We start from the raw sequence: 9,866 nt of genomic DNA, 5'->3' as shown, positions 1-9,866 counted from the left end.
TATATTTTAGCGATCGCTCGTTTCAAGTCTGACATCACAAAATCGCGTTGCTCCCCTTTAATAGAGATTTTTCTCACTAGTTCATTCACTGCATCGACTGAATCATCATTTTCAGTAATCATGGCTTCATCACGAATATCCGTTTTTAGCAGTAATAATTGCTACAAAGCTTGCTATGTATGAATAAAAATTAGCTACATTTTTCATTTTACACAAGTATATTAAAAAAGATGTTTCCTTCAAAACTTGCTTGAGTGATACGAATGCAGACACAGGTGTTAGAACTAGAAAAAATCGCTGACAAAATTAGAAAACTATTCGCACTTAGCCAATCTCCCAACGAGGGAGAGGCAAGCGCCGCCGCAGCTAAAGCCCAAGAAATGCTAACCCGGCACAATTTATCGATCGCCTCACTCCAAGATTGGACACCTCAACCACTAGAAGAAGAAGTCATTCGCCAGTTCAAACGCATGACCTCATGGAAATTTATTTTACTAAGTGGTGTTTGTTGGGGGAATTACTGCTGTGCGATCACTAGACACTACCATAGCGGGTCTAAAATGATTATCTTAGGGCGAAAAGTGAATATCGTCTCTACTCGGATTCAGTTTGAGTATCTTGAACAAACCATTGAACGACTAGCAAATCTTGCCGTAGGCAATCGCACTTTTAGAAATGCTTTTAAGTTAGGTGCTGCTAATAGACTTGTAAGTAGGATTCTTGAGAATCGTGATCAACAGAAAAATCAAGGGATTGCTGGAACTACTGAATCAGTTGCAGTACCCGCCATTATCGTGCAAGCGCTCTATGAAAAACTAGAATCTGAGTTAGAAGCATATCTAAATAATGTGAAAGTTAAACAAATGGCGTTACCATCGTGTGGTTCAAAAGACGGATATTTCTCTGGTATATCTGCGGCTGATTCTGTCTCTCTTAATCGCCAAGTTAGTAGCAGTCAACAGCACTATCTGCCAGGTTAATTAAGACGTATCAGGAGATAGCAGCAGTGATGAAAGTAGATTTTGGAGTGATTGACCCCATGCAGTGCTTCATGCGATCACTGTATGAATTGCAATCGCGGTTGGGTGAGAGCGCAGATCGCCCCTGTGTGGAGTTGAAGGGGTGATGATTGTATACCGCTTCAGTGGCAAATCTAAACCAATAGTCTACACGCATCTGACTTGCTTACCGAAGGGATGGTGTTGATGCTAGCACTTAACTCTTGTGTGACGGCAGTTTCAAGATTTTTCGTTCTTTTTGCATAAAGTACAAAACAAAAGAAGAAGAATATTACATACCAAACGAATTATGTATAAACCAAGGGACAACGCTTAAAAGTCCCCTATTTTATTTCCCTTTTCAAGTGCTGCCTTGGACTTCATGTCTTCGGGCAGTTTTTCATTGCACAGGCGGGTAACTAGAGTTTACACCATGCTCAGTAACTTTGTATTAAGCGTGTAGTGCATTATTTACTTTGTATAAGAGGAATAATTGCATTACAGCCCGTAATAATTTTGATTTTTATAAAGCATAAAGGAGGTAATGATTTATGGGAACTTATTTAATGCTTGGCAGTGGAGCATTTTGGATACTGACTTATATTTTGCTGATTCAACGCGGCTTTAAAGATCAAATGTATGGAATGCCGTTGGTTGCGTTGTGTGCCAATCTTTCATGGGAATTTATATTTTCTTTTATTCATCCTCATCAGCCACCACAAATTCAAATCAATTTTGTGTGGTTGATGCTTGATTTAATTATCCTGTATGAATTTTTCAAGTTTGGGCAATCTGAGTTGAAGCATATACCAAATAAATTGTTTTATCCAGTGTTTATATTAACTTTATTTACTAGCTTTTGCTGTGTCCTGTTAATCACAGATGAATTTCAAGATTGGAGCGGTGCGTATACAGCTTTTGGGCAAAATCTTCTCATGTCCATTCTCTTTATTGATATGTTGACCAGACGTAATACTGTCCGAGGTCAATCAATATTTATTGCTATCTTCAAAATGATAGGAACTTTCCTGGCTTCCATTGGGTTTTATATTAATCATCCAACACAAGGTAGGTCACTTTTATTTATATTTTTGTATACAGCAATTTTTGTTTTTGATCTAATATATGTGGCGATGATTGCAATGAGGATAAAAAGTTTAGAGAAAAAAAGCTTTGCCCAAAGATAATACCTTTGAAAAGTACTCTCTTTGCAAAAGAGTAGACGCGTCTTCGGCTTTTTGGTATGACATCGCCCCTTAAATTGCCCTTGTGAGAACTGCCCTCCAATACTTAAAACTGCTCTGGTTCTACAAGGCGGACAGTTTTTTATTGCACAAGTAGCTTCAAGAGAGTTTGTAAGCATTGTCAGCAATTGTAATTCTCGTGCAGTGCGTTGTTTCCTCGCCACAAGCAGTCAGATTGCGCGCAGAGTCCGTAAAAGCGTTAACCTCAAATGTAGCAAGCATAAACCCTGATCCCCAGTAAAATTCCTAGCACAGGCATTTAAGCAATGGCAAAGATTCAGCAGATTTGGCAACGTTGGATTCCTGGACTGCTTGAGAAAGCAGTAAAGCGTGGAGAAACACTGGAGTGGGGAGCAAAAGTTACTAAGTTACTAAAGCTGCATTCAATTCATTATGAAACCTTTGCTCAAATCAAGTTTTAATTTCTTTTTGGGTTCACTAACTGCCAAAACGGTAGCAAGTAGTACTGCTATTATGTTGTTATGCGCTTTCATGACTAAACCAGTAGGTGCTGAAGTCCCAAGCTTTACCGATGTAAACGCTGATGTTTATGCCCAAGAGATTCAAGAGGCTGTTCAGAAAGGTCTTATTGCAGGCTTCACTTCTAATAATACCTTTCGTCCCACGTTAGAGTTAACACGGGAACAGATGATATCGATGGTAATAAATATGCTCAGTAAGTTACCTGTCAGTAGTGCAATTGTGCCACACGACCCACCACCAGCAGCAGGAAACTTATTGAAAGTGACCAACAAGCCTTTTCGGGATGTAAACGCAACCCGTTGGAGTGCTGCAATGATTGAGTGGGCAAAACTTAACGGGATTATGCAAGGCTATTCTGATGGCACTTTTCGGCCTACTCAAACAGTAACCCGTGCTGAGTTGATGGCGGTATTGCGTAAAGCCATTCAATATGCAGATGAGGGTGGAGGAATTTCAGGTATGGTAAATAAGCAGCAGCCAATAGCGTTCAGTGATATATCTAATCATTGGGCGAAAAAAACAATTACAGAAATGTCTGTCTACTGCGGTGTTGCAACTCCCGTCAACGAAACTGGAAATGCCTTTTCTCCTAATCTTGGAACACGGCGTAATTATGCCGCAGCAGCTACATTACGGTTGCTCAACTGTCTTAGGGGTGTTGAAACAAAAACCAAAACCATAAAGATTAAAATTTAAACATTGCTATCCCTTTTAATGTACTGAGTTTGACACAAGTTGCTAAAGGGGAATACGAATAATAAACTCAGCACCAACTCCTGGTTGGGAAATGCATTCTAAAGAACCGCCATGTTTTTGTGTGATAATTTGGTAACTAATAGCCAATCCCATCCCTGTACCTTGTCCAACAGCCTTGGTTGTGAAAAAGGGATTAAATCGATCAGCAGCCATCATAGAAAATCAAACTGCTCTTCTTATTGAGCGACAGTTTATAATATTCTATAAAGATGATTAAGAAAAATGATTAAGCCTAAAAATGTGTATCGCGGACACTCAATGGAAAAAGTTGGTCACGGTAAAAGAGCGGTATTTAAAACAACTATCAACGAAAAAGAATGGTCTGCCGTGACTGAATTAAACGTAAAAACAGCAATTGATGCTTGGATTGATGAAGGAATAGAGCCTTAGTTATTGGCCTACATAGCTATACTTTGTGCCGACATGAATAATTGAGTTGCAAAACTGGGAGGTACGGAATAGCCGATAATTGACCCCGCCGTTGCCGCCTCACTGGAAAATTCGTACCAATCGGGAAACCCTTGTAACTTCGCCGCTCCCGCAATAGACAAAGACTTAACCGTACCATCTGGCAACCAGATATCAGCGAACTTACTACGGTTGCAACCTTTGTGGTCGGTGAAATGCGTAGGCGCAGCCCGCCGCAGGCATCGCAGAATGGTATTAGCGGGGTGCGGCCCTGGCTTGTACTTAGGTAACTTGCGTCCTCCAACCCGTTCAATCAAAAGTGGTGTTGGCGCATTCCCGGCTAAAAATTTCTCTAAAGCTTGTTGCTGTTTAGGTAGAAGCTGTGAATCAGGCATTGTGGGGATGAGATGGACTATCGCCTCGTACCAACCACAAGGTGTAGCTCCCGAAGGTAAGGCAACGTGAAAACCCCTACTTGCAATCAGGACTAACCGCCGCCGCGCCTGGGGCAACCCAAAGTCAGCCATGTTGACCACGCTGTAATTGACCGAGTATCCCTCTTGCTCCAAAGCATCCAGGATGATACTAAAACTCTGACTTTTCTGATAGCGTGGAACATTTTCGAGAGTGAATACCCGTGGCTGCAACTGCCGGATGGCTTCTGCTACTGCGATCGCAGCCGTCAGATCATCTGTAGTTTCCCCACCCTTACCCGCTTTGGCTGTGTGGGCTTGACTGAAGTTGGCGCACACCGGGGAGGCATGGAGGTAATCGGGGCGGCTCTTAAAACCTATGAATCCTAACCGTGCTACTTCTTGAACTGTTAGCTGGATGACTTTGCAGCCATATTCATGAAAGTTACGGTGATGATTGAGAGCGATCGCCCTGCTCAAGTCTGGTTTTGTGGGGTCGAACTCCACGGCAATGACTGGACGAATCCCGGCTTGCACCATCCCCGCTTCAATCCCGCCGCCACCCGCGAAAAGTACTACAGCGATCGGTGCATCATCTGGCATAACTGGTTTTAATTTTGTGTTATCAAAATTTTTGCAGACATCCAATTTTGGCAATGTCTTTTTGGTTTTCGCTTTTTTGATAAAGGTGATGATATTCTCTCGTGTTGCCCCCTGTTGTTGTAGTGTCCGAATCATGGGGACAGCGCCAGGAGGGATTGAGCCGATACTTCGCCCTTTCCATATTCCATCAACTCGTTCTTCCCAGTTGTATCCCCATCGCCATAGAGTGGGGTTGTTTGGGTCACGCTCACCTATAACTCGTGGGTAAAAAGCTATTGAGCCATCAAGTAGCTTTTTCTTTTCGAGATACGGATAGAGGCATCCTTGGCTATGAAGTTGTGAGCTTTCAAGGTCGTCCTCTAAGAATTTTTCGGGTGTTGGAGATAACTCAACTATTACTGATTTTGGCTTTGGAAGTAGCGTATGACTTCGGGCTGTTTTAATCATGCAGCCACCTCCATGACCAAATCATCCGGCACTTCAAAAATCCCCAACCGCCCAATGTAAGGAATTGGTGTAATCTCGCGTGGGTTCTCCAGCTTCCAATGGTATTGCCCAGGCATCCCCCAGCCAGATGCAACTTGTGAAAACTTGCAATCAACTATTGTGACAATACCGATGACTTGTCCACGACGTAGAGAGATTAATTCTGGGATTACTACACCCATCCCTTGGCAAAATTCTCTCGCTAGCTGATACTCTTTCTTGGTACAGGTTTTTGCAGCGTGAATCAGAATGTCGCCGCGATAATGAATGGGCCAGCCACGGTTTTCAATATTTTTGAGAGCATAAATAATTGCCCATGCCCAAGGCTGACGAACGGATAACGCTTTCATGGGTTCTAAAAAGTTGGGGAAATGATCTTTGTGGCATTATGGAAAGTAAATAGAGGTGAATCCCATCATGACTTCTTCTCTTCAACCAGAAGATATCAACGTCAGACTAGATGATATTGACACTCGCTTAGAAGAAGTGGGCGACCAGCTAGATTTACTCCGTACAATACAAGATGCCAATCGAAGGGAGACACGGGGTAACTCACAAACTGTCGCCCGACTAGAGCGTACAGTGAGAGAATTAAGTGAGATAGCCCGTTTACATCAAGAAGGACTACGTGTTGCCCAACGTGATGCCGAACGCGATCGCCAAGTCTTTCAAGAGGAAATCCGCAGAATTTGGGAGTATTTACGTGACCGAAATGGCGGCAGTAGCACACCAAATTAATTAACTCCATCCCGTTTACCTCGCCAAGTTCAAAAACTTCGATGTAGATAAATCGCACAACATGGTCGCAGTGCCGAGCTTACCGTAAAGGCGGTTTTTCTCAACAATCAACTTAATAGTGCGATCGCTGCTGTCATTGCTGTACACGGAGTTGCGATAGAGCATAATTAACTGGTCACAAACCTCAAAGATTTCGCCAGAATTACGTAACAGATGACGATTGGGGCGTTTATCAGCCGTTGTTTGATTCCCCCGATTAATTTGACAGCCCAAGAAAACAGGGATTTTGTGAGACTTGGCAATATCCCGAATCTGGCGGGTAATCTTGCCAACTTCAAAAGCCATGTTTCCGCCGGATTCCAAAGGAATCTGCTGCAAGTAATCAATAAACACAGCACCAATAGAACCATCAAATTCGGCAATGGCACGGCGCACAGCAGAAGCAATCATTGTGGTTGTAGGGGAAGAATGCTCATAGACTTTCCAAGGCAGTTCCACCATCTGTCCTATGCCTTGTGCTATTTGCTCCCAGTAGCACTGAGTATTGGTTTGAATCATAGAAGCATCCACGCCTGTGATTCGAGCTAGCATTCGGGCATTGAGTTGATTCTTATCCATTTCTGGAGTTACATACAGAACTGGCTTTCCAAGTTTGGTCATGATTTCGTAAGCGTAAGAAATCATGAAGTGGGTTTTGCCCATGTGGGATTCAGCAGCCACTACAACTAAGCTGCTGGGATAAATGCCACCGGTGATATTTTCCAAGTCGTACCAACCAACTTTGTCGCCTGCCATATTCCCCATCTCCAGCTTTTGAAAAAGTTCAATGCCCATGTCTTGTGCTGAGAAAACCTTGCAGCGTTCATCGCTTTGATTTTGGGTTACAGTAAAAACTTTCGCCTCAGCTTGACCAAGGACAAGTGGTAGTTCAGTTTGCGTCTCGTAACCGAGTTGGACAATTTCATTGCCCACTTTGATTAACTGCCGCCGTCGATATTTCTCCATCACTAGATCAGCCAAAGCATCAATGTTGACGGCGGACACAGTGCGGTCTACCAAAGTTGCTAGCTTATTCCTGCCACCAATGCGATTGAGCAAATTGTGGTCAGACAACCATGCGGTGACGCTTAGTAAATCTGTGGGTTGAAACAAAGCGTGAAGCGTTGTTGCAGCTTGATAAATGTATGAGTGGGCGCTGATGTAAAAGGCTTCAACGCTTAGGCGATCGCTGACTCTGGTTATTGCTTCTGGGTCGAGCATAATCCCGCCCAAAATAGCTTCTTCAGCTTCGATATTTTGTGGAGGCAAGTTGTCAAGCGACCTGTCAGGATGGAAAGAAACTACGTTGTCTTGATTAGGGTGCATAATTAGGCTCTTAGTGCTAATTTTAACTGCGCTTCAACTTCTCGCAAATTCATGGAAGATGTTCTGGTGTTGCTCGGAACTTTTGGCTCATTTGCTTTGGCTTGAAGTTTCGCTTTTAGCTCCAGCATTTGTGGGCTGTGTTGATATTCATTGGATGGAACCTGAATAGATTGCTCTTGCTGACGGCGTATTCGGTCTTGTCGTAAAGCATCTTCGAGCGAACTGCTAGTGATATTTTTTACTTTGTGAGCCAAAGCAGTGCGCTGTTGAGGTAGGGGCTGTTTTTCTGTTTGCAATGCTTGGTTATAGCGCTGCATCAGGTTCGTCCACCCACCCTTGGTTTTCTCCCAGGTGTTCATGACTGCGATCGCATGATCTATTTCCTGTCGTGCGGAGCGTTTCGACTTAGTGGCTAATTCTTGTGCCAGGAAGTCCACGACTACCGGGTTGAAGTTTTGGTACAAGTTATTTAGCTTTCGCTCTCCATTGCGCCAAGGTAAAACCCAGCAATTCCACTTGATTGAGTCTCTAACAAGCAGAGGCACACAATCATCACTCATAGCAGTCGGGTCTGTTAGCCAAGCATCAATCAGTTCTTTCACGTTCCGGGCTGTCTTGTAGGGACAAGTTAGTTGCAGCTTATTCGATTGTTCGGATTTCTCGAACGACCCCGCCGCAATAGTTGATCCTCTTGAGGGATTATCGGTTTGTTGCGAAGACTCGGAATTTTTTAACAACGAAGTGGGTTGTTGTGGGGTTGGTTCTTCTGAGGTTGGTTCTTCTGAGGTTGATTCTTCTGGGGTTGGTTTTTCAAGTTCAATTTCTTCCGTTGTTAAATCAAGTTCTTCTTTTTCACGCACACTCTCTTGGGTGGGGGGCGCGGGTGGCGAAGCCAGGGGCGCGTCCTTGAGTGGATAGACTTCAATTGGATAATCTTTAATTGGATAATCTTTGGGTGTCCCCCCAGCACTACCGGGGTGTTCCCCCAACACTACCGGGGGTGTTCCCCCAGCACTACCGGGGTGTCCCCCCAGCACTCCCCCTAGTGTCCCCCCAACACCACCTAAATCTTTCTTTCCTCTGATTAAGGAAGACGGTTTTAATGGATTAGGGAACCAGTCTTCCATGTCCGTAAGACTGTAATGATTTGATGTTTGTAGCCCGTTATTCTCTCTGCTAGTTTTTGTGATCAAATTCCAACAGATAAGTTCATTTACTGCTGCGATCGCTTTTCGCCGTAAAGTGTCAATTGGTGAATTTGGAAAAGACCCCCGAAAGCAGAACTCACCAATGGATTTGTAGGAAGGGAAAGCATTGTTATCACAACCGGCTCGACGACACAAATGACAGTAAACACGATATGCCTCCATTGTTAATGGCAAATCGTCAAGCTTACTATCCATATAAATATGGCGTTTTCTTCTGTTATCGCTAAAGCTGTCGGTAGTCATCTTTTAAACCCTCCAGCAATGTTTATTTTTTTTGTTAAACTCATCGTTAGAACCCTACAAAAAACTTTTTCTTCCCCCGCCTGTGAAAAACAGTGTGGGGGTTTTGCTTTATTCACGCATCAAAGGGAAATTGTCTAACTTGCAAATGTTCGGGAAACTCTTCAATGTCTCCCCCTTTCTTGTTGCGGGTTTTGAATGGCTGCCCCCCAAATATTGCATTCGCCTCCAACTGCTTCACAAATACGGGTGTTTTGGCTGACTGGCATTGTTGGACAATTGAATTAATCCATTCAATGTGGCATGGTCTGGAATTTGGCCCAGATTCACCACCAACGATTACTAACTGAACGTCATTCAAGTATTGAGTGATATCGCCCAAATCTTCTAGCAATGGTTCAACTGACCAGAACCGGATTAAAGCCGGAATTTGAGCAAGAAATTGACTACGTTCTTCTAAAGTACGGCGATTTTCAATAGAAGTGCCAACCCAAATATTTGAAGGCAATTTGTCTAGTCCATGACAAGAAAGCCATTCATCCATAGATGACAGCATGATTTCTGGGCGTTTAGTGAGAATCTGAAATATTTGATTGGGTGCAACGAACATTCCGTCCAGCATTTCATGTTGCCAAAAACGCGGAACCCACTCACCGAAAACATCAGTCATTGAAGAAACGAAATGCTTCTTAGATTTCCTTTGGAATCCCCATTTCCGAATAGCTTCAGTATCTAACACTAGCTCTGGTGGTTGCCCAGAGTAGGGTTGCTTGTTTCCGCCAAAGAAAGAGTTTTTATTTAATTTCTCTGCATAACAGTTTGCACAACCCTCGCTTTTCTTATGACACCACCAACCGCCTCCTTTAGCACGGATGATATTTTCTGTTTGGTCAGTCCATTCTATGTTTGTTGACATAATTACCC

The 9,866-nt window shown here is 43.4% G+C and carries 11 protein-coding genes and 1 pseudogene; 6 read left to right on the top strand and 6 right to left on the bottom strand.

Translation table 11 applies throughout. From position 1 onward, the window contains the following. The first annotated feature begins 263 nt into the window (after nt 1-263). The 4 genes from HWQ38_RS21610 (at nt 264) to HWQ38_RS21595 (ending at nt 3,421) form a co-directional block, all read left to right on the top strand. Nucleotides 264-980, top strand: coding sequence for a DUF2786 domain-containing protein (locus HWQ38_RS21610; protein ID WP_292797589.1), 717 nt, complete (start codon nt 264-266; stop codon nt 978-980). Nucleotides 981-1,549: 569 nt separating this feature from the next. Continuing rightward, the gene (locus tag HWQ38_RS21605) at nt 1,550-2,185 is read left to right on the top strand and encodes a hypothetical protein (RefSeq protein ID WP_292797586.1); all 636 of its coding nucleotides are present in this window, start codon (nt 1,550-1,552) and stop codon (nt 2,183-2,185) included. A 323-nt stretch (nt 2,186-2,508) separates the two neighbouring features. Next, complete coding sequence (locus tag HWQ38_RS21600; protein ID WP_292797583.1) at nt 2,509-2,664, top strand: hypothetical protein; 156 nt, start codon at nt 2,509-2,511, stop codon at nt 2,662-2,664. 70 nt (nt 2,665-2,734) lie between these two features. Beyond that, a complete protein-coding gene (locus tag HWQ38_RS21595) occupies nt 2,735-3,421 on the top strand; it encodes an S-layer homology domain-containing protein (protein ID WP_292797581.1) in 687 nt (228 codons plus the stop codon). A gap of 42 nt (nt 3,422-3,463) precedes the next feature. Here HWQ38_RS21595 and HWQ38_RS21590 read toward each other — a convergent pair. Next, nucleotides 3,464-3,619: pseudogene (locus tag HWQ38_RS21590) on the bottom strand (ATP-binding protein); the annotation flags it as partial. An 84-nt stretch (nt 3,620-3,703) separates the two neighbouring features. Here HWQ38_RS21590 and HWQ38_RS21585 point away from each other — a divergent pair. Then, nucleotides 3,704-3,871 carry a hypothetical protein gene (locus HWQ38_RS21585; RefSeq protein WP_292797579.1) on the top strand — a complete coding sequence of 56 codons (168 nt, stop codon included), beginning with the start codon at nt 3,704-3,706 and terminating at the stop codon, nt 3,869-3,871. Nucleotides 3,872-3,879: 8 nt separating this feature from the next. Here the strand turns inward: HWQ38_RS21585 and HWQ38_RS21580 are convergent, their stop codons facing one another. Then, entirely contained in the window at nt 3,880-5,352 is a 1,473-nt protein-coding gene (locus HWQ38_RS21580) for a DNA cytosine methyltransferase (protein WP_292797576.1), read from the bottom strand. Then, on the bottom strand, nt 5,349-5,741 hold the full coding sequence (locus tag HWQ38_RS21575; RefSeq protein ID WP_292797573.1) for an ASCH domain-containing protein: 393 nt from the start codon (nt 5,739-5,741) through the stop codon (nt 5,349-5,351). Before HWQ38_RS21575 ends, HWQ38_RS21580 begins: the two co-directional genes overlap by 4 nt. 67 nt (nt 5,742-5,808) lie before the next feature. On the opposite strand from HWQ38_RS21575, the gene HWQ38_RS21570 reads away from it, so the two are divergent. Beyond that, nucleotides 5,809-6,129 (top strand): hypothetical protein, encoded by a 321-nt coding sequence (locus HWQ38_RS21570; protein WP_265276807.1) that lies wholly within the window; start codon nt 5,809-5,811, stop codon nt 6,127-6,129. Between the two features lie 15 nt (nt 6,130-6,144). Here the strand turns inward: HWQ38_RS21570 and HWQ38_RS21565 are convergent, their stop codons facing one another. The 3 genes from HWQ38_RS21565 to HWQ38_RS21555 form a co-directional block, all read right to left on the bottom strand. Then, nucleotides 6,145-7,494: a DnaB-like helicase C-terminal domain-containing protein gene (locus tag HWQ38_RS21565; RefSeq protein WP_292797569.1), complete on the bottom strand. Its 1,350-nt coding sequence runs from the start codon at nt 7,492-7,494 to the stop codon at nt 6,145-6,147. A 2-nt stretch (nt 7,495-7,496) separates the two neighbouring features. Beyond that, nucleotides 7,497-8,945, bottom strand: coding sequence for a hypothetical protein (locus HWQ38_RS21560; protein WP_292797567.1), 1,449 nt, complete (start codon nt 8,943-8,945; stop codon nt 7,497-7,499). A 112-nt stretch (nt 8,946-9,057) separates the two neighbouring features. Further along, nucleotides 9,058-9,858 (bottom strand): DUF5131 family protein, encoded by an 801-nt coding sequence (locus HWQ38_RS21555; RefSeq protein ID WP_292797565.1) that lies wholly within the window; start codon nt 9,856-9,858, stop codon nt 9,058-9,060. Between the last annotated feature and the right edge of the window lie 8 nt (nt 9,859-9,866).

It is taken from the genome of Nostoc sp. NMS7 (assembly GCF_017115085.1).
GTDB lineage: Bacteria > Cyanobacteriota > Cyanobacteriia > Cyanobacteriales > Nostocaceae > Nostoc.
The sequence above is the reverse complement of the archived record's forward strand: the minus strand, read 5'-3'. Positions and strand labels throughout refer to the sequence as shown.